The 22,164-nt window shown below is 36.4% G+C and carries 24 protein-coding genes; 23 read left to right on the top strand and 1 reads right to left on the bottom strand.

Going from position 1 to position 22,164, the window contains the following annotated elements:
• Positions 1-219: HU family DNA-binding protein (locus JGH11_RS12370; RefSeq protein ID WP_201112192.1), on the bottom strand; the 219-nt coding region annotated here is incomplete at its 3' end.
• A gap of 160 nt (positions 220-379) precedes the next feature.
• Here JGH11_RS12370 and mutY point away from each other — a divergent pair.
• The 23 genes from mutY (at position 380) to JGH11_RS12255 (ending at position 22,119) form a co-directional block, all read left to right on the top strand.
• Positions 380-1,441: an A/G-specific adenine glycosylase gene (gene mutY / locus JGH11_RS12365; RefSeq protein ID WP_201112190.1), complete on the top strand. Its 1,062-nt coding sequence runs from the start codon at positions 380-382 to the stop codon at positions 1,439-1,441.
• 75 nt (positions 1,442-1,516) lie between these two features.
• Positions 1,517-2,443: a glycosyltransferase family 2 protein gene (locus tag JGH11_RS12360; RefSeq protein ID WP_201112188.1), complete on the top strand. Its 927-nt coding sequence runs from the start codon at positions 1,517-1,519 to the stop codon at positions 2,441-2,443.
• Positions 2,444-2,646: 203 nt separating this feature from the next.
• The gene (locus tag JGH11_RS12355; RefSeq protein ID WP_201112186.1) at positions 2,647-3,000 is read left to right on the top strand and encodes an NADH-quinone oxidoreductase subunit A; all 354 of its coding nucleotides are present in this window, start codon (positions 2,647-2,649) and stop codon (positions 2,998-3,000) included.
• Positions 2,991-3,554, top strand: coding sequence for an NADH-quinone oxidoreductase subunit B (locus tag JGH11_RS12350; protein ID WP_201112184.1), 564 nt, complete (start codon positions 2,991-2,993; stop codon positions 3,552-3,554). Before JGH11_RS12355 ends, JGH11_RS12350 begins: the two co-directional genes overlap by 10 nt.
• A gap of 65 nt (positions 3,555-3,619) precedes the next feature.
• Positions 3,620-5,251 (top strand): NADH-quinone oxidoreductase subunit D, encoded by a 1,632-nt coding sequence (locus JGH11_RS12345; protein ID WP_201112183.1) that lies wholly within the window; start codon positions 3,620-3,622, stop codon positions 5,249-5,251.
• Positions 5,252-5,283: 32 nt separating this feature from the next.
• Positions 5,284-6,384: an NADH-quinone oxidoreductase subunit NuoH gene (gene nuoH, locus JGH11_RS12340; protein ID WP_201112181.1), complete on the top strand. Its 1,101-nt coding sequence runs from the start codon at positions 5,284-5,286 to the stop codon at positions 6,382-6,384.
• 22 nt (positions 6,385-6,406) lie between these two features.
• Positions 6,407-7,024, top strand: coding sequence for a 4Fe-4S binding protein (locus tag JGH11_RS12335; RefSeq protein WP_201112179.1), 618 nt, complete (start codon positions 6,407-6,409; stop codon positions 7,022-7,024).
• Positions 7,025-7,045: 21 nt separating this feature from the next.
• Positions 7,046-7,549: an NADH-quinone oxidoreductase subunit J gene (locus tag JGH11_RS12330; protein ID WP_201112176.1), complete on the top strand. Its 504-nt coding sequence runs from the start codon at positions 7,046-7,048 to the stop codon at positions 7,547-7,549.
• A gap of 9 nt (positions 7,550-7,558) precedes the next feature.
• Complete coding sequence (nuoK, locus tag JGH11_RS12325) at positions 7,559-7,903, top strand: NADH-quinone oxidoreductase subunit NuoK (protein WP_201112174.1); 345 nt, start codon at positions 7,559-7,561, stop codon at positions 7,901-7,903.
• A gap of 20 nt (positions 7,904-7,923) precedes the next feature.
• Positions 7,924-9,867 carry an NADH-quinone oxidoreductase subunit L gene (gene nuoL, locus JGH11_RS12320; protein ID WP_201112172.1) on the top strand — a complete coding sequence of 648 codons (1,944 nt, stop codon included), beginning with the start codon at positions 7,924-7,926 and terminating at the stop codon, positions 9,865-9,867.
• 22 nt (positions 9,868-9,889) lie between these two features.
• Positions 9,890-11,368 (top strand): NuoM family protein, encoded by a 1,479-nt coding sequence (locus tag JGH11_RS12315; RefSeq protein ID WP_201112171.1) that lies wholly within the window; start codon positions 9,890-9,892, stop codon positions 11,366-11,368.
• 42 nt (positions 11,369-11,410) lie between these two features.
• A complete protein-coding gene (locus tag JGH11_RS12310; RefSeq protein WP_201112169.1) occupies positions 11,411-12,835 on the top strand; it encodes an NADH-quinone oxidoreductase subunit N in 1,425 nt (474 codons plus the stop codon).
• A gap of 87 nt (positions 12,836-12,922) precedes the next feature.
• On the top strand, positions 12,923-13,639 hold the full coding sequence (locus tag JGH11_RS12305) for a MotA/TolQ/ExbB proton channel family protein (protein WP_201112167.1): 717 nt from the start codon (positions 12,923-12,925) through the stop codon (positions 13,637-13,639).
• Positions 13,640-13,676: 37 nt separating this feature from the next.
• Positions 13,677-14,096 carry a biopolymer transporter ExbD gene (locus JGH11_RS12300; protein ID WP_201112165.1) on the top strand — a complete coding sequence of 140 codons (420 nt, stop codon included), beginning with the start codon at positions 13,677-13,679 and terminating at the stop codon, positions 14,094-14,096.
• 129 nt (positions 14,097-14,225) lie between these two features.
• The gene (locus JGH11_RS12295) at positions 14,226-14,774 is read left to right on the top strand and encodes an RNA polymerase sigma factor (RefSeq protein ID WP_201112163.1); all 549 of its coding nucleotides are present in this window, start codon (positions 14,226-14,228) and stop codon (positions 14,772-14,774) included.
• Positions 14,775-14,776: 2 nt separating this feature from the next.
• Positions 14,777-16,030 carry a hypothetical protein gene (locus JGH11_RS12290; RefSeq protein ID WP_201112161.1) on the top strand — a complete coding sequence of 418 codons (1,254 nt, stop codon included), beginning with the start codon at positions 14,777-14,779 and terminating at the stop codon, positions 16,028-16,030.
• 27 nt (positions 16,031-16,057) lie between these two features.
• Positions 16,058-16,861, top strand: a complete 804-nt coding sequence (locus tag JGH11_RS12285) for a hypothetical protein (RefSeq protein ID WP_201112159.1) — start codon at positions 16,058-16,060, stop codon at positions 16,859-16,861.
• Between the two features lie 80 nt (positions 16,862-16,941).
• Positions 16,942-17,454: a mechanosensitive ion channel domain-containing protein gene (locus JGH11_RS12280; RefSeq protein ID WP_201112157.1), complete on the top strand. Its 513-nt coding sequence runs from the start codon at positions 16,942-16,944 to the stop codon at positions 17,452-17,454.
• A 71-nt stretch (positions 17,455-17,525) separates the two neighbouring features.
• Positions 17,526-17,981 (top strand): single-stranded DNA-binding protein, encoded by a 456-nt coding sequence (locus JGH11_RS12275; protein ID WP_201112155.1) that lies wholly within the window; start codon positions 17,526-17,528, stop codon positions 17,979-17,981.
• Positions 17,982-18,086: 105 nt separating this feature from the next.
• On the top strand, positions 18,087-18,659 hold the full coding sequence (locus JGH11_RS12270; RefSeq protein WP_201112153.1) for a hypothetical protein: 573 nt from the start codon (positions 18,087-18,089) through the stop codon (positions 18,657-18,659).
• 4 nt (positions 18,660-18,663) lie between these two features.
• Complete coding sequence (locus tag JGH11_RS12265; protein WP_201112151.1) at positions 18,664-20,148, top strand: glycosyltransferase family 39 protein; 1,485 nt, start codon at positions 18,664-18,666, stop codon at positions 20,146-20,148.
• Between the two features lie 68 nt (positions 20,149-20,216).
• Positions 20,217-20,768, top strand: coding sequence for a DUF1599 domain-containing protein (locus tag JGH11_RS12260; protein ID WP_201112149.1), 552 nt, complete (start codon positions 20,217-20,219; stop codon positions 20,766-20,768).
• Positions 20,769-20,775: 7 nt separating this feature from the next.
• Positions 20,776-22,119: a BT_3928 family protein gene (locus tag JGH11_RS12255; protein ID WP_201112147.1), complete on the top strand. Its 1,344-nt coding sequence runs from the start codon at positions 20,776-20,778 to the stop codon at positions 22,117-22,119.
• Positions 22,120-22,164 lie beyond the last annotated feature (45 nt).

The following is a 22,164-nucleotide window of genomic DNA, read 5'->3' as shown; positions in this document are numbered from 1 at the left end:
GGCTGGGATAATGATAGTCGTGTTTTTAGAAATATTACGAGCGGTTTTTTGAGCTCTTGTTTTCACGATAAAACTACCGAAACCTCTTAGATATACATTTTCATTCTTGCTTAGAGAGTCTTTAACTACATCCATGAATGATTCAACTGTTTTTAATACAGTAGCTTTGTCTATTCCTGTATTTTTCGCAATTTCGTTTACGATGTCAGCTTTTGTCATTTTTCTTATTTTTTTAAATTCGGAACAATTAATTTTTTGGACTGCAAATATATAGCTTTTTATTTACCTTTGAAACAAATAATTCTCATTTTTTCTAAAAGATCGAGAAATTAACGTTCCTATAATTGAGGTTTCTGGTGTATTTAATAATTTGTTGTAAATGAGTGAAGAAAGAGATTTGAGATTAAGCTCTGTATTAATAAGGTGGTATAACGAAAATAAACGGGATTTGCCATGGCGGGATACTACAGATCCTTATATAATATGGATATCAGAAATTATATTGCAACAGACTCGTGTTGATCAGGGGTATGATTACTTTAACCGGTTTGTAAATAAATACCCGACAGTGGACTTGCTCGCTACGGCCGATGAAAGTGATGTACTCAAGCTTTGGCAGGGGTTGGGGTACTATAGTCGGGCCAGAAATTTGCACGCCGCCGCAAAGTCCATAGCGAGTGATTTCGATGGGCGCTTCCCTGTCGACTATAAGGATGTTCTAAAGTTAAAGGGGGTGGGAGAGTATACGGCCGCTGCTATTGTTTCGTTTGCATATAATAAACCTTATGCAGTAGTCGATGGAAATGTATATCGTGTATTGTCTCGTATTTTTGCAGTGGATGAGGCTATTGACACTACTAAAGGGAAAAGGCTATTTGCTGAGTTGGCACAGAATCTGTTGAATGAATCTGACCCCGGGTTACATAATCAAGCTGTAATGGAATTTGGAGCATTGCAGTGTGTACCGGTTTCTCCTAATTGTGATGTTTGCCCTGCAGCTTCTATGTGTCTTGCTTATGCTCAGGATAAAGTGGGTTTATACCCGGTAAAATCTGGGAAGCAAAAGACGAGAAATCGTTATTTTAATTATTTTGATATACGCTATGGTAGATATGCTTTTTTGCATAAACGTACGGGAAAAGATATTTGGCAAAATCTTTATGAGTTGCCCTTAGTGGAAACTGATACAGCTTTGACGATGGATGAATTGCATAGTGATGGTGGGGTTAAAGGATTGTTTGGAGATAAGAACGTATATATAAGATTTGTAATGCAGATGAAACATGTTCTTTCTCATCAAGTAATATATGCAGTGTTTTATCAGGTAGAGATGCACGAAGAGTTGGCTTCTTTGGAAGATGATTTTGTGAAGGTTAGGCTAGAGGATGTAGAACAATATCCTGTGTCCAGACTTGTTCATAAATATTTAGAACAGTTGTGATAAATATTTATTCAGGTGTTTGCAGAAGCCGTAAAAGACTATAACTTTGTGCCACACATAAAAGACTTTCGAAACATGGATAAAATATCATTGATTGTACCTTGCTATAATGAAGAACAAGCTCTCCCCTTCTTATATAAAGAAATTATTAAGCTTACGGAGGATATGCCCGAACAGGAATTTGAATTTATTTTTATAAATGATGGTTCTAAGGATAAGACTCTTGAATTGGTAAAGCAGCTGAAGGCAGTGGATGATCGGGTTCATTATGTGTCCTTTTCTCGTAATTTTGGAAAGGAGGCCGGGATTTATGCCGGGCTAAAAGCTGCTACAGGAGACTATGTCTCTTTGCTTGATGCCGACCTTCAAGATCCGCCATCTTTGGTGAAGGGTATGTATGAAACTTTGAAAACGGAAGATTACGATTGTGTAGCTACACGTCGTGTCGATCGTAAAGGAGAGCCTATAATTCGCTCTTTTTTTGCAAAGCAGTTCTATAAACTTATAAATAAAATATCAGATACAGAGGTTATTGACGGCGCTCGCGATTTTCGCCTTATGACCCGTCAGATGGTTGATGCTATATTGGATATGAGTGAATACAACCGTTTCTCGAAAGGTATTTTCGGTTGGGTTGGGTTTAATACAAAATGGATTTCCTTCGAGAATGTGGAGCGAGTTGCCGGTCAGACAAAATGGTCCTTTGTGGGACTTTTCTTGTATTCCTTGGAAGGGATTATTGCATTTTCTACTCGTCCTTTGTTGATTGCTTCATTGTTTGGAATCTTATTCTGTTTGATAGCTTTTGTGATGATATGTGTCATTATATTTAAAACTCTTGTGTTTGGAGATGATGTTCAGGGGTACCCGTCCACACTATGTATTATCTTCTTTATAGGAGGAATACAGCTGTTTTGTCTCGGTATTTTGGGGCAATATTTGTCTAAAACATATCTGGAAACAAAAAAACGTCCTATATATATAGTTAAAGAGAAAGCATAAGGTGGCTTTTTTGTAAACTGAAGTTATCAAATTTGAATAATTTGAGAGATATTTTTTTGTGTTTAAGAAATAAAAATGTAATTTTGCGCCGATTGTTTAAAAGCTTGGAAATGGGCTTGTGATGTGTGGTTTTAGCAAATTGCTTGAATGCTATCAGAAACAATTGACAATTGATAGAAAAGGTCTAATTATAATATGAAAATATGGGTACTTCCGCTCTTTTCTTAGTAGTATTCTTAACAGGAATCATTTTGGTTTGTGCCGGTCTTGGCATGGCCTTATTATTATCCCCTAAATCATTTAATGCTCAAAAAGGAGAGCCATACGAATGTGGTGTGCCCACTCATGGTACATCGTGGATGCAATTCAAAGTTGGTTACTATCTGTACGCAATTTTGTATTTGATGTTCGATGTTGAAGCTATATTTTTATTCCCTTGGGCTACGGTCGTGCGTAATTTGGGACTGCCGGGGCTATATAGTATTTTGTTTTTTGTTTTAATTTTAGGCTTAGGCTTGGCTTACGCTTGGCGGAAAGGAGCATTACAATGGAAGTAAAAAAGATATATATAAAAGGTATTCCTAATGAAGAGTTTAAGGATAACGAATACCTTGAAGATTATGTAAAGGAGCTTAACGAAGGCGGCGTTCCCGTTGTTGTGGGGAAACTTGACGATCTTATTAATTGGGGGCGTTCAAATTCTGTTTGGCCTTTGGCTTTTGCTACAAGTTGTTGTGGTATTGAGTTTATGGCATCTGCAGCTTCTCGTTACGATTTGGCTCGTTTTGGTATGGAGGTTACACGTAATAGTCCTCGCCAAGCAGATACGATGGTTGTTGCCGGAACGATAGTTCATAAAATGGCTCCGTTGTTGAAGAGAGTATACGATCAGATGGCTGAGCCAAAATATGTAGTGGCAATGGGTAGCTGTGCTATATCAGGAGGCCCTTTTGTCGACTCTTATCACGTAGTACAAGGTATAGATGAGATAATACCTGTTGATGTATATGTGCCTGGTTGTCCTCCTCGTCCAGAAGCTTTGTTTTACGGGTTGATGCAATTGCAACGTAAAATAAAGGTGGAAAGATTCATGTTTAAAGTAAAAAAATAAATCAGATAATAATGTCGGGATTTGCGTTGTCTTCCCGAGGTTCTGCTAATTTCGAAGAATAATCGATGGAAAATATCAAGAAGGTAATACTAGATGCTGTTCCTGAAGCGGTTTTTGAAGATAAAACTCCGTTGACGGTGATTGTAGAACCCGACAAGTTGCGTCATTTGGCAAAAGCGCTTCGTTATTATGACGAAATGCCGTTTGATTATTTGGCAATGTTGACAGGGATGGATTGGGGCGAAAAGCTAGGAGTGATTTATCTGCTTTCCTCTTCAAAAGATTTGTCTCAGGAAATAGCAGTGAAAACAGGAACTACAGATAGAGAAAATCCATTACTATATACAGTTACTGATATTTGGGAAACTGCTCATTATAACGAGCGTGAAGTGTATGCTATGCTTGGCATCCGTTTTATAAATAATCCGGATATGCGTCGATTTTTCCTAAATGCCGACTGGGTTGGTTTTCCGTTGCGAAAAGATTATAATGGAAACAGAGATTTAAATCCTGTTACGGTAAAGAGCAAAGATATTATTGATGTTGCTCCGCGTATTATGGAGACTCCGCAAGGAGATTTGAAAGAAGATACAGTTAGAATATTTGAAGAAAACGATTATATAATTAATATAGGTCCACAACATCCATCTACACACGGAGTAATGCACTTTCGTGTAGCTTTGGATGGGGAGATCGTTAAAAAGATAGATGTACACAGCGGATACATTCATCGAGGAATAGAAAAGTTAAGCGAGAAGCTGACTTACTCGCAAATACTTCATTTTACAGATCGTCTCGATTACCTTTCTGCAAACATCAATCGCCATGGATTATGTATGTGTGTAGAAAAGGCAGCAGAAATAGAAGTGCCGGAGAGAGCACAATATATCCGTACCATAATGGATGAGTTGAATCGTATCGATTCGCATCTTGTAGCCTGGGGTACAATGTGTATGGACTTAGGTGCCACCACAGCTTTTATCTATGGAATGCGTGAGCGTGAAGATATCCTTAAGATATTTGAAAAAACAACCGGTGGTCGTTTGATCATCAACTATAATGTTATTGGTGGAGTCATGTTCGATCTTGATCCTGACTTCCAGAAAGAAGTAAAAGAGTTTATCATAACTATGCGTAAGGCATTGAAAGAATATGATAGACTATTTACCGGTAACGTTATTGCTGTAGGTCGTATGAAAGGATTAGGATTATTGTCGAAAGAAGATGCAATATCTTATGCTGTAACAGGGCCTGCCGGGCGTGCTTCTAGCTTCTCTTGCGACATACGTAAACATATACCGTATGCTCTGTATGATAAGGTTCAATTTACAGAAGTCGTTCGTCATAACGGGGATGCCTACGACCGATATTTAAATCGTCTTGGCGAAATAGAAGAATCGCTAAAAATAATAGAACAATTGATCGATAATATACCTGAAGGGGATTACTTGGCGAAAACAAAAGCTATTATTAAGTTGCCTGAAGGAGAATACTATCAAAGGGTTGAAGCTGCACGAGGTGAATTCGGTATTTATATCGAAAGTCGTGGAGATAAAACTCCATATCGTCTGAAATTCCGTTCGCCTTCTATGGCCGCCGTTTCGGCGATGCCGCTAATTTGTGCTGAAGAAAAAATTTCTGACTTTATTGGTATCGGAGGTTCTATGGATTATGTAATTCCTGATATTGACCGTTAATCGAGATTATTTACATTACAATATAAAAACATATGCTGTTAAAGATTTCTCTTGAGCCTTCTCAACTAACTACATGGCTCGATACGTGGTTGCATGCTAACTTACCTACGTGGGCTGCTCTGGCTATAGAGTTTGTGCTTATAGGTGCGGCTTTGTTAACTCTTTATGCAGTTTTAGCCTTGATCTTAATTTATGCAGAACGTAAGATTACGGCATTCTTTCAGGCTCGTTTGGGCCCTAATCGTGTTGGTAAATACGGGATTATACAGAGTGTCGCCGATATGGTCAAGATACTTATTAAAGAAATAATTCATGTAAATAAATCAGACCGATTCCTTTTCTATACGGCGCCTTTCTTTATGATTGTTGCATCCATGCTGACATTCGGAGCTTTACCGTTTGGACAGGGATTACATGCTGTGGATTTTAATATTGGTGTTTTCTACGTTATTGCGGTTTCATCATTGGGTATTATTGGAGTGTTATTAGCCGGATGGTCTAGTAATAATAAATATTCGATGATTGGTGCAATGCGAAGTGGGGCTCAGTTTATCAGTTATGAACTTTCTGCCGGATTTGCTTTGATGACAATGGTTGTATTATCAGGTACAATGAGTTTTTCTCAGATAATACAAGGCCAGACATATTTACATCAGTGGAATATTATTGCAGGACACATTCCCGCTATTATAGCATTCATCATTTATTTAATATCTGGTCATGCCGAAACTAATCGTGGCCCTTTTGATTTACCTGAAGCTGAATCGGAATTAACAGCAGGCTATCATACCGAATATTCAGGTCTTCAGTTCGGGTTCTTCTATCTGGCTGAGTATTTGAATATGTTTATTGTAGCCGGTATTGCAGCGACTGTATTCCTTGGAGGTTGGATGCCTATACAAATTGAAGGATGGGAAAGCTTTAATAAAATAATGTGCCTTATCCCTTCACCTATTTGGTTTTTGGGTAAAGCAGGTTTTCTTGTATTCCTTAGTTTGTGGGTAAGATGGACATTTCCTCGTCTGCGTATCGACCAGTTATTGAATTTGGAATGGAAATATCTGTTGCCGATCAATATGGTTAATATATTGTTGATGGTAATTATGGTTTTATTGGGTTGGACCCTGAAATAATTAATTTATAGAAGATACGACAATGAGTTCAGTTTCAGAATATTTTTCAGGTTTATTTGGTGGCATTAAGTCTCTGCTTACAGGGATGAGAGTGACATGGGGAGAATTATGGACTAAGAAGATAACAGAGCAATACCCTGAAAATCGGGCAACTCTTGTTATTCCGGAACGTTTTCGCGGTGAATTGGTTATGCCTCATGATGAGAATAACGAACATGCTTGTACCGCTTGTGGTATTTGTCAAATGAATTGTCCCAATGGAACAATCCAAGTGATAGCGAAAAACGTAGAGACGGAAGACGGGAAGAAAAAGAAAATCCTAGATCAATATATTTATGATCTTGGAATGTGTACTTTTTGCAATCTGTGTGTAATTACATGTCCGTCTGATGCTATCAAGTTTTCCAATTCATTCGAAAATTCATTATTTACACGTAAGAAATTAATTCAGACATTGAATAATGAAGGTTCGAAACTTCGTGAAAAGAAAAAAGAGCCAAAGCCTGTAGTAGCACCGAAAGTGGAAAAGACTGAACCTGTACAGGAAACTCAAGAAAAACCATTAGCGCGGACAAGCGAACAAATAATACCTTCATCAGAAGCAAAGGTCGAAGATAAAGGAAAAGAAGATAAAGAATAATTATACGACAGTCAATCGGTTATGGCAGAACAAATTATATTTTACATTTTAGCGACAATCATCGTATTCTCCACTATCATGGCGGTGACTACTCAAAAGATTATTCGCTCGGCAACATTCCTGTTATTTGTCCTTTTGGGTACAGCAGGTTTATACCTGTTATTGGACTATCACTTTCTGATGGCAGTACAAATAGCTGTATATGCGGGAGGTGTGATGGTACTATTCATTTTTGCTATCTTGCTTACTCACGAACCGGGGGTAGATGTCAAATTTGAGAAACCCGGAAGAATGTTTCTAGCTGCAGTCTCGGCTCTTGCCGGATTAGCAATCTGCGGACACATCATATTCTATAATGTGGATAAGTTCTATACTTATGTTACACAAGACGAATTGCAAATGCAGGATGTGGGAATGGCTATGATGGGGACAGACAAATATCAATATTTGTTGCCATTCGAGGCTATTAGTATGTTGTTGTTAGCTTGTATTATAGGTGGTATAATGATTGCCAGAAAAAGATAAATATAGATTATGGGTGAGTTTATAACAAGTTTTCTATCAGGACCAGTGCCTATCGAGGCATTTCTTGCTGTAAGCACAATAATGTTCTTTGCAGGAATATATGGTTTCCTTTCACGAAAAAATATGTTGATGGTTCTGATTTCCGTCGAGTTGATGCTTAATGCTGCCGATCTGAATTTTGTGGTATTTAACCGCTATTTGTATCCAGGACAGATGGAAGGGTTCTTCTTTACCCTCTTTGCAATAGGTATTGCAGCTGCTGAAACAGCTATAGCTATTGCTATTATCATCAATATATATCGTAATATGAAGAGCATATATATAGATGAAAACATAACTAAAATGAAACACTAAGTAAGGAAAAGATACAAGATATGGAACACGCATTTAATTATTCTATACTGATACTCATATTTCCCGCCATTATGTTTCTGGTTTTGGGATTGGGCGGAAAGTATATGAAGCCGGTACTCGCCGGAACTTTAGGTACAATTTCGCTAACAGTAATGACCATCCTATCTTATGTGACCGGATATCAATATTTCTTTGAAGTAGGTAAAGGTTCGGATGGAGCATATCAGGCAATTACTGTATTTAACTTTGAATGGCTTCGATTTACTGAAAACCTTCATATAGATCTGGGTATGTATCTTGATCCGATTTCGGTGATGATGCTTATTGTTATAACAACAGTGTCGTTAATGGTACATATCTATAGCTTAGGGTATATGGAAGGCGAAAAGGGCTTTCAACGATACTACGCCTTTCTTTCATTATTTAGTTTTTCTATGTTAGGGCTGGTTGTGGCTACTAATATTTTCCAAATGTATATTTTCTGGGAACTTGTAGGGGTATCTTCTTTCTTATTAATTAGTTTCTATTATATGAAGCCTTCAGCTGTTGCAGCTGCTAAGAAAGCATTTATCGTTACGCGTTTTGCGGATTTCTTCTTCCTTGTAGGAATTTTATTACTATCATATTTTACAGGTACGTTCGATTTTGCACAATTAACAGCAGGAAATGCTGCAATCTGCATATCTTCTACTGCAGGAGTTTCATTCTTAGGTATGTCAGTACTTTCATGGGCTATGCTTCTTATTTTTATGGGAGGTGCAGGAAAGTCTGCAATGATGCCATTTCATATTTGGCTTCCCGATGCAATGGAAGGTCCAACACCGGCTTCGGCTCTTATTCATGCTGCAACAATGGTTGTAGCCGGAGTATTTTTGGTTGCTCGCTTATTCCCCGTATATCATTTCGGGGCTCCTGAAATCTTGACTGTTATAGCATGGGTTGGTACTATTACAGCTTTGTTTGCAGCAATAGTGGCTTGTACTCAGACCGATATTAAGCGTGTTCTTGCATTTTCAACTATATCGCAGATTGCTTTTATGTTAACCTCTTTAGGTGTTTCACATTTTGAAGGACATGAGGGATTGGGATATATGGCCGGTATGTTCCATTTGTTTACACATGCTTTCTTTAAAGCTTTATTATTCTTATGTGCAGGTGCTATTATTCATGCTGTGCATAGTAATGAAATGGGAGATATGGGTGGTCTTGCAAAAAAACTACCAATTACAGCAATTACTTTTGGTCTTGCATGGCTGGCGATTTCAGGTATATGGCCTTTATCCGGATTTTTTAGTAAAGATGAAATATTAGCAGCTGCTTTTGAGCACAATATGGCTATATATATAATTTTGAGTATCACAGCAGGTCTTACTGCATTCTATATGACTCGTTTATTCTTGCGTATATTCTTTTATGAGAATAAACATTATCATCACGAGCCTCATGAAGCCGGGCCTGTAATGACTATACCTTTAATGATATTGGCTGTATTTACGGTACTTGCGGGATTTGTTCCTTTCGGAAAACTCGTCACAGCAGATCATATTCCGTACGAAGCGCATATAAATATGCAGATAGCTATTACGAGTGTTGTGGTATCTCTAATTGGTATTGGTATTGGCTTTAAATTATATTATAAAAAGAATGATTTGCCTGATAGAATTGCAGAAAGCATCAGCACATTCTACAAATGGGCTTTAAATAAGTTCTATTGGGACGAATTGTGGCTATTTGTAACTCGTAGTATAATTTTCAAACGTATATCGGCTCCGATTGCTAGGTTCGACAGAAAGTTTGTGGATGGATTTATGGATTCATTGGCTTATGTAACACAGGCTGCTTCTAATTCGATTAAGAATTTTCAATCAGGTTACATACAACAATATGCATTGGCCTATTTGCTAGGTGCTTTGATCTTACTTGTAGGTTTTTGTGGTTGGCTAATCAGCTTTATTTGTAAATAAGATATAGTTAAAATATAAGAATATGAATATTCTTTCATTATTTGTTCTGATCCCTGTGCTGATGTTAGTAGCATTTATTCCATGCCGCAACATTAAGCAAGTGCGCACCGTGGGGGTAATTGGTGCAGTTATAGAAGTGGCTTTAGCCCTTGTCTTGTTATTTATGTTCTATCAGGAACGTGGAGCAGGCAATGCTGCTGAAATGTTATTCACATATGATAAAGTTTGGTACGAAGCTTTGAATATACATTATGCTATTGGAGTCGATGGTATTTCGGTACTGATGATATTACTTACTTCAATTATCATATTTACAGGGACATTTGCTTCGTGGAATATGAATCCCTTACCTAAAGATTTCTTTATGTGGCTGACACTCTTATCTGTAGGGGTATATGGATTCTTTATTTCATTGGATATGTTTACGATGTTCTTCTTCTACGAAATAGCCTTGATACCGATGTATCTGCTGATAGGATTATGGGGCACAGGACGTAAGGAATATTCAGCGATGAAATTGACATTAATGTTGATGGGAGGGTCCGCATTTCTTTTAGTAGGTATATTTGGAATCTATTTTAATTCATCTACTACGGGTGATTACACCTTTAATATTATGGAAATTGCACATAACTCGGCGATACCTCTATCTGCACAGTATTGGATTTTTCCATTGACATTCCTTGGATTTGGTGTTTTAGGTGCTCTATTTCCATTCCACACATGGTCTCCTGATGGTCATGCTTCTGCGCCAACAGCAGTTTCTATGCTTCACGCCGGAGTATTGATGAAGTTGGGGGGATACGGATGTTTCCGTATAGCTATGCGCCTGATGCCAGAGGCAGCAGATGAATTATCGTGGATATTTATCATATTGACAGGTATAAGTGTAATCTACGGAGCTCTTGGAGCTATTTATCAAACAGATTTGAAATATATTAATGCCTATTCTTCGGTGAGTCACTGTGGATTGGTGTTATTTGCTATACTTATGATGAATCAAACTGCAATGACAGGTGCTGTAATGCAAATGTTATCGCATGGTTTGATGACAGCCCTTTTCTTTGCTCTGATAGGTATGATATATGGACGTACTCATACACGTGATATAAGGGAATTAGGCGGATTGATGAAAATAATGCCATTCCTTAGTGTCTGCTATGTTATTGCGGGTTTGGCTTCACTAGGTCTTCCGTATTTAAGTGGTTTCGTTGCAGAAATGACAATATTCGTTGGTGCATTTGAGCATAACGACATGTTCCATAGGGTATTTACCATTGTTGCAATTTCTTCTATTGTTGCTACTGCAGTATATATACTGAAAGTCGTAGGGAAAATTCTTTATGGTCCGGTCCAAGATCCTCACCATTTAGAACTGACTGATGCAGTATGGCATGAAAAAGTAGCAACTGTAGGTTTGATTATCTGTGTTGCCGGAATGGGTATATTCCCCGGTTGGATATCAGATTTGATAAGTGCAAGCTTAGCATATATAAAATAAGCAGGAACAAGATTGTAAACTTTGAAATTATAAGATATAAAAATGGATTTGAGTAATTATTTGTTGATGAAGCATGAGTTATCACTAGTTGTGGTATTTCTCTTACTTATTTTCTATGATTTGTTTGCTTCAGACAGCGCAAAGAAATATTATTTCCCTGTAGCCTGCACTTTGTTTTTAGCACATACCGTTCTTTGTTTCTTTTTTAAAGACAATGGAGAGTCTTTTGCTGGTATGTATGTTACAGGTCCGGCATATCTTACAGTTAAGAATATATTGAATATAGGGGTATTCCTTATTGTTTTACAAGCTAATGCTTGGTTGAAGAAGCCTGATTCGATACATAAACGCGGAGAATATTTTATGCTGACACTTCTCACCTTGTTGGGAATGTATCTGATGATATCAGCAGGTAATTTCTTATTGTTCTATATTGGGCTCGAAACAGCTTCATTGCCTATTGCGGCTTTAGTAGCATTTGATAAATATAAACATGAATCGGCCGAAGCCGGAGCAAAATATATTTTTAATGCAATCTTCTCTTCAGCTTTAATGGTATTTGGATTGTCGTTCTTGTATGGAGCGTCAGGTACATTGTATTATACTGATATAGCCGCTAATATTTATTCGACTCCTATGATTGTAATGGCTATGGTATTTATAATGTCAGGCTTATTTTTCAAGATATCTCTTGTTCCATTTCATCTTTGGGCTCCTGATACATATCAGGGTGCACCGACAAATGTGACTCTGTATTTATCTACAATATCGAAGGGTGCGGCGGTATTTGCCCTTATGACTATCTTGTATAAGGTGTTTCCTGCGTTGTCGGGAATATGGAAAGATTTGATCTGGATTATTATTCTTATCACTATTACTGTGGGTAATTTATTTGCTCTTCGTCAAAAGAACCTGAAACGCTTTCTTGCATTCTCTTCTATATCTCAAGCCGGTTATATAATGTTGAGTGTGTTTGCCGGTACATCGGCAGGTATGGCTGCAACATTGTTTTATATCTTTGTATATGTATTCTCAAATTTGGCAGCTTTCGGTGTAATCTCGGCAATAGAAGATAAAACAGGAAAAGTTAACATGGATGATTATAATGGATTATACAGTACGAATCCAAAATTATCATTAGCTATGATGATAGCCATGTTCTCCTTAGGAGGTATTCCTTTTGCCGCAGGATTTTTTAGTAAGTTGTTTGTATTTATGGCTGCAATGGAACAAGGACATGTTTTATTAGTATTCTTAGCCTTGTTAAATACTGTTATATCACTTTTCTATTATTTATTAGTGGTGAAAGCAATGTTTATAAATAAAAATAATTCTCCAATTGAAACTATTAGTACAGACGGCTATATGAAACTATCTCTTATAGTGTCTATGGCTGGTATATTTATCATTGGTATGGCAAGTTGCATCTTCGAATATATTAATAAAGTTAGCTTTGGGATATATTAAAGAATATTAAATAGTAAATATTAATTCGACAGAAGACTTATCTTTGGACTTCTGTCGAATTTTACGTAAAAAATATAGCAAATATCTATGAATCTATTCGTTTTACTTCAAGCTGCTACTCCGGTAGTTGAAATGGCAGACCAAACTGCACAAACTATTCAGGCTGTACCCGAAGAGAGTTATTTCAGCCTTATCCTAAAAGGGGGATGGATATTACTTCCAATATTCCTTTTGTCGTTATTGGCTATTTATGTTATTATAAATAAATGGTTGGTAATAAATAGACTGGGTAAGAGAGATGCTATTTGGTTATCTCGGGTGGTTGAACTAATACATGAAGGAAAAGTAGACAAAGCCTTGAAGTTTTGTGTTGAGCGTCCTTATGCATCAGCTAAGGTTATTGCAGCGGGATTGAAAGAATTTGAAAGAGATGATAAAGAAATTCAGGAAGCGATGGAAGTTGAAGCCCGTCAGCAAATAAGTATATTGGAAAGTCAAATGAACTGGTTAGGAGTAACATCCTCTATTGCTCCTATGTTAGGGTTCTTGGGTACAATCTTCGGTGTTATAAAAATATTTTATGATATAGCCAAAACAAATGATCTTGCTATCGATACAATCTCTACAGGTCTTTATCAGAAGATGATTTGTTCGGGGGCTGGGTTATTAGTTGGTATTATAGCTTATTCCGGCTATTCTATTCTAAATGGCCGTATCGATAAAGTTGTTGTAAATATAGATAAGGAGTCAAATGAAGTGCTAAAGGCTATAAGGACTTATAAAAGAGGAGAGTCTGCAGCTTGATTAATCCTATCCTTAATATTGATAAAAAAAAGAAAAAATGAAAATAGAACGTCGAAAAACTAGGACTGCAGAAGTATATACTGCTTCGCTGAATGATATAATGTTTTTTCTCTTATTATTTTTTCTTATTATATCTACTATGGTAACACCTGCTGCTATAAGGGTGTTGTTACCTAATGCAGCTACATCGGAGCAAGTAGTTACAAAAAAGAATATCAATCTGATAATTACTCAAGATCTGAGATACTATGTGAACGATAAGGAAATTATAAAAGATGAGATAGAATCTGCCTTAATTTCTGCTATCACTAAAGAAAAGGAAAAAAATGAAAATGTAGAAGTAAATGTTCTTCTACAGGCTGATAAATCCTTAAGTCTGCAAAATGTTGTTGATGTAATTGATATAGGAAATAAACTACGTATCAAGATGGTCCTTTTTACACAAAAACCAGAATAGTATATTTAAGATATAAAAACAACCCAAATCTCTTTTCTTCAATAAAAAAGCACTAAGAATTGAGAATTAATACAAGACGTATGCAGCATTTCTACAAATAATACGTCTTTAATATGAAGCTTGGCCGATATGAATGAACTGCAAATTATAGCAGGCTGTAAGGAACAAAAGCGTGAAGCCCAAAAAATGCTATACGAGAAATATGCTCGTACTATGTATAGCATTTGCTTGCGTTACAGTTCCGATCAGGATTCTGCACAGGATTTGTTGCAGGATGGATTCATAAAAGTATTTGCTCACATTGGCTCTTTTCAAGAGAAGGGATCTTTTGAGGGATGGCTTAAGCGTATATTTATAAACCTGGCTTTAGAAAACTTAAGAAAGAAAAAAAACATTATTCAGAGTTCTGATGATCTTCAAAACTTACCTGAAATGGTCGATGATTCTACAGAGGATAGTGATATGTATAAGATATCAGAAACCGAATTGTTGAAGATGGTCCAAGATTTACCTCGGGGATATTCTGCAGTTTTCAACTTATATGCAATAGAGGATTATTCGCATAAAGAAATAGCCGATATGATGGGTATTAGTGAAGGTACTTCGCGTTCTCAATATGTGAGAGCCCGACAGATGTTACAAGATAGAGTAAAACGATATATTAAAGAGAGATCGTAAAAATGGCAAGTGGTGAAGATAAAATAAAGGATCTATTCTCCTCAAAACTTGGAAGTTTTGAGCCAGAAGTACCTGCATCTATATGGGGTGCGCTAGATCAGATTTTGTCTAATCAGCCACTACCGGCGCCGGATGCAACTTCTGCTGAGACAGGGAGTTCAACATCCTCGTCTTCTGCTACAACAGGAAAAACTTCTCTGATAAAAACAATAGCGATTACGGCCGGACTTGCCGCAGCAGTTATTGCAGGAATACTGTTGATGCCTTTTGGAGAGGATGTTATACCTGAGCCTCCAGCTGAAGTAGTGACAAGAGAAACTCAATCGCCAGTTAGTATTTTAGATGTAGACACTATTATAGAGACTCCAAAATTCAGACCGTTGATTGCTCAGGCTAAGCCTGTAGAAGAACCTATTATTGTAGAAGAGCCGGAAATCGTTGACCCTGAGCCGGAAATTAAAGAAGAACCAAAATCGAAGCCGAAAGAAAAAGCTCAAAAGGCCCGGCCAATGGTTTTTGCTAATGCATCAGTTCTAAATGAGACAGTAATCACGAAATCGTCATCAAAAGGTATCTCTGTAGGGCTCACTGCTAACGCAGGATTACTTTCACATGATGAAAGTCAACGAGGTGGAGGAAATATGTTGTTCTCGCATAGAGTAAGAAGTGAGATGTTTAATGCAGCACTTCTCCAAGAAAATAGTGAATTCGATCTGCAGCATAAATTGCCTCTTTCGTTTGGAGTGACGATTAGTAAACAAGTTGCGCCACGCTTGTCGTTGGAAACAGGATTGGTATATACATATTTATCTTCGAAGGTAGCATCTAATAGCGCGTTGAGTATAGACGAATCTCAAGTGTTCAGCTATTTAGGAATACCGTTATCGTTGAATTATAATTTTTATGAGATAGGTAAAACCAAGTTCTATTTCTCGGTAGGTGGAATGATTCAGAAAGATATCTATGGAAAATATACAAGTAATATGGGCTTGTCTATAACAGAGCTGCATGATAAGACTCTTAGTAATATATTCTATTCAGAACCATATTACATCAAAGAGACATTGAAACAAGATAATCCTCAGTTCTCTGTTAGAACAACTCTGGGGGTTGCATATCCTTTGTATAAAAAGTTGTATCTTTATGGAACAATAGGTGGAGCCTATTATTTCGATGCCGGTAATAAATACAGAACTATATACTCTGATAGGAAGACCCAGCTCGATTTGAATCTGGGGATTAAGTTCGATTTTTAATATTTTTCTTTTAATAAAACTATAAACATGAAAACATCAGTATTTAAAGTTTTTTGCAGTGTGTTTGCTATTGCGTGTTTGATGTCGTCCTGTCTTGGTGATGGAGATAGCTCTTATTCAAGTACTAGAGAGTTTACATATATTTATCAGGACGAGTACGGTAAAAAATATGCGGTTACGACAGCCGGATATATCACTCATTCTAATATAGATGCTTTGATAGCCGGAAATTGCTATTATATAGCATATAAGATAACAACAGGTACAGGTACAGGCATTTTTCAAGCTGAATCGGTCGAAGTGTTAGATAAAGGGAAACCCATACCCAGCAGCGAATTACGCTTTATTGAGCCATATTCAGATATTCCAAATAGAAATGATACTATAACTCCCCTTAGTCTACAAATTGGAGCTTGGTCGCCAGGTACAACAATTGGTGATAATTGGGAAATTGGTTATAAGGTTAACTTAAAGGAAGATGAGAAAGTTAAAGCTTACTTCTATTTTGATCCTGAAGGACAGAAAAAAGAGGATGGTACCGAATTGGAGAAGAACCAGATTATAATAGATGTTCGTTTTGCATACATTGATCGTAATGAGGCTGCTGTAGCGACATCAGCTGAAAATTTAACAGCCGTAGGTGTATTAGAGGAATTGCGAAGAACAAATTATTTTACACCTGTATATGATAGTGATAAAGACTATGCAAATGTAGCGGTAAGGTTTAGGTATCAGAAAAATGAGGGAGATAAGCCTGCTTCTATACAATACATAGGTTCATGGACATCTACTTCTTCAATTTATTATATTCAATTTACAAGAAATAACTAAGATTTAGATTTACTATATAAAAAAAGACGTAGTCCATAGACTGCGTCTTTTTTATTGAAATGTAATATATTAATGAAAATATGATTGATCTACTAAAAGAACATTTACCACATATTATTGCTTCGGCAGTAATTATTTTATTAATGCCTTCCTCTAAGTATATAATAAGGAAGATAGTGCGAAAATATGGAGTGATTACGTTAAAGACCGAACCTCGTATATTGCAAATTACACAAGTGATAAATATTTTGATAAACCTCACTTGTCTGATTATATTAGCGATTATTTGGGGAGTACAGCCGCAAAATATGCTAGTGGCTTTGTCTTCTATATTTGCTGTTATCGGAGTAGCGATGTTTGCTCAATGGTCCATCCTTAGCAATATAACAGCAGGAATCATTATATTCTTTACGGCCCCTTTTCGGATAGGGGATGAAATTCAGATCCTAGATAAGGATTATCCACTGGATGCTGTCATAGAAAATGTATTGACTTTTCATACACATCTGAGAACAAGAGAAGGGGAATTAATAATTATACCTAACTCTTTGTTTTTGCAGAAAATAGTTTCTGTCGGAAAAATGGAAAGATAATAGGAGCAAAATATACAGAGTTGTTTTTTTTCATATATTTGTGTTATCTATAAACGAAATATATAATACTTATGTCAATAAATAAGGTAATCTTAGTCGGTAACGTAGGGAAAGATCCCGATGTGAAATATTTTGATAATGGTAGTGTTGTCGCTAACTTTACGCTGGCGACTACCGAAAGAGGATATACTGCTGCTAACGGGACTCAGATACCAGACCGCACAGAATGGCACAATATTGTTTGTTGGAGGGGTTTGGCAAAAGTAGCAGAGCAATTTGTGAGAAAAGGTACTCAGGTATATGTAGAAGGGAAAATTCGTTCACGGACATACGATGATGCAAATGGTGTAAAACGTTATGTAAACGAGATATATGCGGATAATATTGAATTACTAGGTAGCCGTAGAAGAGATGGAGCAGAAGGTGGAGAGAATATGCCATATTCTTCCCCGAGTAATGATACATATCAGGCTCCTACATCTTATAGTTCGCCCAATGTGACAGAAGAGGACGATCTTCCATTCTGATGATAGATAAAATGTAACCTTATGGTTACTGATAAATAATAAGGAACGGATTAAATGCAAATAGGACACTGTTAGCTTTAATCTGTTTTTGTTTAATAGGATAATATGAGAAAAGAATACTTGTTTTTGTTTTTTAGTTTTCTGTTCCTTTCCTGTAATGATTATACCCCAAAGCCGAAAGGCTATGCTCGTATAGACAGGAATAAAATAGAGATGAAGGAATTTCGGTATCTTGACTTTTCTTTTCTCTATCCGAATGATGCAAAACTGGAGGAACTGGAGAATGGAGTGAAGAATGAGTTTTGGTTTAATCTTTCCTATCCGTCTTATAATGCAGTGGTTTATTGTACATATATGTCAATTACCCCCGCCCAACTATCGAATGCTTTGGAGGATAGTTATCAATTGGCTTATAGTCACGCCTTAAAAGCCGAAGAAATAGAACAAACGGTGTTTACCGACTCTGTTCGTAACAAAACCGGCATTATATACGAGATAAAAGGTATGGTGGCAGTACCCGTACAATTTTATGTTACAGATAGTAAGTCTCACTTCTTAAGGGGATCTTTATATTTTAATGAATTGGTGCGTCCCGATTCGGTTGCTCCGATTGTCTCTTTTTTGCGGAGCGACATTCAGGAGATAATGCAATCTTTGGAGTGGAATAATCTTAAATAGTAGAATGAAGATATCGAAAGGAGTAATATATGTTCTTTTACTCGTATTTTCCGGATGCTTATTCGCTTATCTGGATATAAAAGATACAAGTATTCCGTATGATGACGCCTATTCTGTTTTTATGATAAAGGCATCTTATGCGGATATATGGAAAATAACAGCATCCGATGTTCATCCGCCTTTATATTATTGGGGCTTAAAAACTTTTAGTGGAATATTTGGAGATAGTATTGCCGTTCTACGTTTTTTTTCTTTACTCGGTATATTTTCTGTTTTACTATTAGGATGTTTTCCAATAAGGCAACAGTTTGGCGATAGAGTAGCTATATTATTTCTTATTCTTATTATAATTTTTCCTGTTACTCAATATTTGGTCACAGATATCAGGATGTATTCGTGGACAATGTTTTTTGTATTGGCATGTGCTTTGTGTGGCTATAAAGTCTTTAAACGTGAACGTACAAAAGATTGGGGGCTATTCCTGTTTACAAGTGTTTGTGCTGCATATCTACATAATTATGGACTTTTAAGTGTTCTGGGAATTTATTCTATACTCTTTATTTGTTTGTTTTCACAAAAGAAGAATTGGTCGAAATTGATTGTTTGTGGTCTTTTGTTTATTGCGATCTATAGCCCATGGTTATTTCCATTGATTAGTCAGGTCAGGGATGTGTCGCAAGATTATTGGATAAAACCATTGACAATAAATGATCTGTTTCTACACATTTATTATTTTTACTCACCTAAAGAAGTTTGGCTCCCCTTTTCTGATTTTACTAAACTTCAAATGATGATAGGTCTTATCTTTTTAATGTCTATCCAATTATTATTGACATTAAAAATATTAGCTTCTTTTAGATGGAAAGACAAAGTAGTCCGTTTTGCAATATTATCTTTTCTGGCATTTCTTTTACCTATACTGATAGGAGCTTTTATATCGCTAGTCTATCTTCCGGTTCTAGCTACACGTTATATGACCTGCTCTTTTGGCCTATTTGTGTTGAGCATGGCTTTTGTGTTTTCAAAGATTTATGAGTTCCCCAAGTATAAGAAACTACTCTATCTTTTTTTGTTTCTGTTGTTCGTAGATGGAGGTTTTAGGCTATATTCCGGTGTGAAGTACTATAACCAAACGGAAATAGCTAATGAAAATATAGCGAGGTTTGTAGGAAATACAGAAGTGTTTCTTGTCAATGATTTCTCATATCATGTAATGCCTCGATTGGAGCTTATTATTCCCGAACGTAAATATTATGTTCTAATACAAAATCATAATATAGAAACATTTAGACCCTTTATTTTTAATATAATTGAAGATGAATCCTCCCTTGGAGATGAGTTTGTTTTAGTCCATCAGGAGCGGGAAGCTATTCAATCAGATTTTAGAATTTATCAAGCATCGCTTAAAGACCGTTATCTTACAATAGATAGTCTGCATGCCTCTGACATATACTTGTATCGTCTGAAAAAGTTAGATATTATTAATTGACAAAATAACAAACCTATACATTAAACAATTTTTCATACCTTTGTCACCTGAAAAATAGTGATATTAAGATGGTAGATACCAAACAACAATTTGAACACGTGATAGGGATATGTCGCAATCTTTTTGCAAAGAAGTTAAAAGATTACGGTGCTTCATGGCGTATTTTACGTCCTCAGTCGGTTACAGATCAAATATTAATTAAAGCCAAGCGGATAAGAAGTATCGAAGAAAAAGGGATGAGTCTTATAGATGAAGGCATTACTCCTGAATTTATTGGCATTGTTAATTATGGTATTATCGGATTGATACAACTCGAATTAGGATTTTCAGATACTATCGATTTGAATGAGGAAGATGCTTTGGCTTTATATGACAAGCATATGACCGAAACAAAAGAATTAATGTATGCCAAAAATCATGATTATGATGGAGCTTGGCGGGCCATGAGGATTAGTTCATATACAGATCTTATACTCACAAAGATATATCGTACAAAACAAATAGAGGAAAATAAAGGGAAAACAATTGTGTCCGAAGGTATTGATGCAAACTACATGGATATGATAAATTATTCTCTTTTCGGACTTATCAAACTGGAGTTTCCAGATAACGAAGCCTAAATAGTGGATGAGTAAAAAAGATATTTGCATAAAAATATTAGTAGAGATATCCAGAATTATTCTGGGGGTGACTTTTATATTTTCAGGGTTTGCAAAGGCTGTTGATCCATTCGGATTTGCTTTTAAAATAGAGGATTATTTTGCAGCATTTCATTTATCTTCTTTGTCTTTCCTAGCCCTTCCTATTTCAGCGTTGCTCTGTATAGGTGAATTTGCAATGGGGGCATGTATGCTGTTCGGACTTTATCGCCGATGGAACTCCCGTCTGATGCTTGCTGTCATGGCATTTATGACTGTTCTTACATTTTATTTGGCTATTGCCAACCCTGTAGACGACTGTGGCTGCTTTGGAGATGCCCTTGTTATAACAAATTGGCAGACATTCTATAAAAATATAGTACTTCTTGTTTGTTCCGTTATAGCACTTCTATACTGTGAGCGTATTAGTAATATTTTTACTGGAAAAACCTATTGGCTAGCTTTCCTTTATATAATCATCTTTATCAGTCTTTTTGTTTTTCGTAACTATTTGTTTGAACCGGTGATCGATTTTCGTCCTTATAAAATAGGAGCTAATATTCCCGAACTTATGGGGGTGGAAGAAGGACAAGGGCGAGAACAACAAACACTGCTTGTTTATGCTAAAGATGGAATAGAAAAAGAATTCACAGAGGATAATTATCCATGGGAAGATAGTACCTGGGTATTCGTTAGAATGGATACTAAAGTTATTAGTGAAGGAGCAAAATCACCAATAAAGGATTTTGTTATAACAGACTTGTCTTTTGATTCGCAAAAAGCAGAATTGGTTGGGCAAAATGATATTACAGATAGTATTCTATCCGATAGTAATTATGTCTTTCTAATGCTTTCACCATCTTTAGAGGATATGAATATGTCATATCTCAGTGATTTTGAAGATATAGATAATTATGCGAGCGATAATGGTTACAAATTTTATTTAGTGACATCTTCTACTACTGAGGAGATTATGACTTGGGCTCGCGAAAATGTAATCAATTTCAATTTTAGTACAATGGATGAACGTGCTATCAAAACTGTTGTACGTGCTAATCCGGGGCTTATTTTATTGAAAAAAGGTGTTGTAATTAATAAATGGGCAGGTATAGAGGTGCCATCAGAAGTGGATTTGAAGGGGCCTTTAGATAATCTGTCATATGGACAGCTGGAAGATGCTGAGGCAAGGAATAAAAGAGTATTGTTTTATATCTGCTCTGTTTTCCTGCTACCTTTACTTGGGTTAAAAGGCCTGGACTTTCTTTTTTTCAGACGAAGACGAAATAACGTGCAGGGTGAGTCGGAAATAGAAGAAGATCACCTACACGAATAAATTATAAGTTTATCTATATTTATTAATGCAGGTTGATATATAGGT

The sequence above is a fragment of the Dysgonomonas sp. Marseille-P4677 genome (genome assembly GCF_016652235.1).
Lineage (GTDB): Bacteria > Bacteroidota > Bacteroidia > Bacteroidales > Dysgonomonadaceae > Dysgonomonas.
This window is presented reverse-complemented; position numbering and strand designations above follow the sequence as displayed.

Excerpts from the sequence above, each read along its gene's own strand:
- mutY (WP_201112190.1), top strand. The coding sequence starts at position 380 with ATGAGTGAAGAAAGAGATTTGAGATTAAGCTCTGTATTAATAAGGTGG.
- JGH11_RS12360 (WP_201112188.1), top strand. The coding sequence starts at position 1,517 with ATGGATAAAATATCATTGATTGTACCTTGCTATAATGAAGAACAAGCT.
- JGH11_RS12355 (WP_201112186.1), top strand. The coding sequence starts at position 2,647 with ATGGGTACTTCCGCTCTTTTCTTAGTAGTATTCTTAACAGGAATCATT.
- JGH11_RS12350 (WP_201112184.1), top strand. The coding sequence starts at position 2,991 with ATGGAAGTAAAAAAGATATATATAAAAGGTATTCCTAATGAAGAGTTT.
- JGH11_RS12345 (WP_201112183.1), top strand. The coding sequence starts at position 3,620 with ATGGAAAATATCAAGAAGGTAATACTAGATGCTGTTCCTGAAGCGGTT.
- nuoH (WP_201112181.1), top strand. The coding sequence starts at position 5,284 with ATGCTGTTAAAGATTTCTCTTGAGCCTTCTCAACTAACTACATGGCTC.
- JGH11_RS12335 (WP_201112179.1), top strand. The coding sequence starts at position 6,407 with ATGAGTTCAGTTTCAGAATATTTTTCAGGTTTATTTGGTGGCATTAAG.
- JGH11_RS12330 (WP_201112176.1), top strand. The coding sequence starts at position 7,046 with ATGGCAGAACAAATTATATTTTACATTTTAGCGACAATCATCGTATTC.
- nuoK (WP_201112174.1), top strand. The coding sequence starts at position 7,559 with ATGGGTGAGTTTATAACAAGTTTTCTATCAGGACCAGTGCCTATCGAG.
- nuoL (WP_201112172.1), top strand. The coding sequence starts at position 7,924 with ATGGAACACGCATTTAATTATTCTATACTGATACTCATATTTCCCGCC.
- JGH11_RS12315 (WP_201112171.1), top strand. The coding sequence starts at position 9,890 with ATGAATATTCTTTCATTATTTGTTCTGATCCCTGTGCTGATGTTAGTA.
- JGH11_RS12310 (WP_201112169.1), top strand. The coding sequence starts at position 11,411 with ATGGATTTGAGTAATTATTTGTTGATGAAGCATGAGTTATCACTAGTT.
- JGH11_RS12305 (WP_201112167.1), top strand. The coding sequence starts at position 12,923 with ATGAATCTATTCGTTTTACTTCAAGCTGCTACTCCGGTAGTTGAAATG.
- JGH11_RS12300 (WP_201112165.1), top strand. The coding sequence starts at position 13,677 with ATGAAAATAGAACGTCGAAAAACTAGGACTGCAGAAGTATATACTGCT.
- JGH11_RS12295 (WP_201112163.1), top strand. The coding sequence starts at position 14,226 with ATGAATGAACTGCAAATTATAGCAGGCTGTAAGGAACAAAAGCGTGAA.
- JGH11_RS12290 (WP_201112161.1), top strand. The coding sequence starts at position 14,777 with ATGGCAAGTGGTGAAGATAAAATAAAGGATCTATTCTCCTCAAAACTT.
- JGH11_RS12285 (WP_201112159.1), top strand. The coding sequence starts at position 16,058 with ATGAAAACATCAGTATTTAAAGTTTTTTGCAGTGTGTTTGCTATTGCG.
- JGH11_RS12280 (WP_201112157.1), top strand. The coding sequence starts at position 16,942 with ATGATTGATCTACTAAAAGAACATTTACCACATATTATTGCTTCGGCA.
- JGH11_RS12275 (WP_201112155.1), top strand. The coding sequence starts at position 17,526 with ATGTCAATAAATAAGGTAATCTTAGTCGGTAACGTAGGGAAAGATCCC.
- JGH11_RS12270 (WP_201112153.1), top strand. The coding sequence starts at position 18,087 with ATGAGAAAAGAATACTTGTTTTTGTTTTTTAGTTTTCTGTTCCTTTCC.
- JGH11_RS12265 (WP_201112151.1), top strand. The coding sequence starts at position 18,664 with ATGAAGATATCGAAAGGAGTAATATATGTTCTTTTACTCGTATTTTCC.
- JGH11_RS12260 (WP_201112149.1), top strand. The coding sequence starts at position 20,217 with ATGGTAGATACCAAACAACAATTTGAACACGTGATAGGGATATGTCGC.
- JGH11_RS12255 (WP_201112147.1), top strand. The coding sequence starts at position 20,776 with ATGAGTAAAAAAGATATTTGCATAAAAATATTAGTAGAGATATCCAGA.